This window comes from Pectobacterium sp. IFB5596 (genome assembly GCF_021432585.1).
Classification (GTDB): Bacteria; Pseudomonadota; Gammaproteobacteria; order Enterobacterales; family Enterobacteriaceae; genus Pectobacterium; species Pectobacterium punjabense.
In genome coordinates, this window is sequence record NZ_LXFY01000010.1 from 76747 (window position 1) to 77363 (window position 617).

Annotated in this window: 1 protein-coding gene; it reads left to right on the forward strand. The window is 62.7% G+C overall.

The window, feature by feature from the left end:
* Nucleotides 1-617 (forward strand): Ig-like domain-containing protein (locus tag A6301_RS09500; RefSeq protein ID WP_255764527.1); only part of this gene is annotated, 617 nt, incomplete at both ends.

The window sequence follows — 617 nt, forward strand, 5'->3', positions numbered from 1 at the left end:
TGGCACCACCGGGGCGTACACCTATACGCCGGGCGCCAACTTTAACGGCAATGACCGTTTTATCGTCACGGTGTCGGACGGCAACGGCGGGACGACGACCAGTACGGTGAGCATTGGGGTACGGCCGGTCAACGACGCACCGGTGAGCGCGGATCAGTCGATCACCACCCGGGAAGATACGCCGGTTGGCGGCACCATCCGGGCGACCGATGTGGATGGCGACACCCTGAGCTATACGGTGAACACGCAACCTGCTAACGGCACCCTGACGCTGGATGGTGCTACCGGCGCCTACACCTATACGCCGGGCGCCAACTTTAACGGCAATGACCGCTTTATTGTCACGGTATCGGACGGTAACGGCGGCACCACCACCAGTACGGTGAGTATCGGGGTACGCCCGGTCAACGACGCCCCGGTCACGGCGGACCAGTCGATAGCCACGGATGAAGATACGCCGGTGAGCGGTACGATTGTGGCGACCGATGTGGATGGCGATACGCTGCGCTACAGCGTAAGCACACAGCCACAGCACGGCACCCTGACGCTGGACGGGGCGACCGGGCAGTACACCTATACGCCGGCGCAGGACTACAACGGCAACGATCGCTTTATCG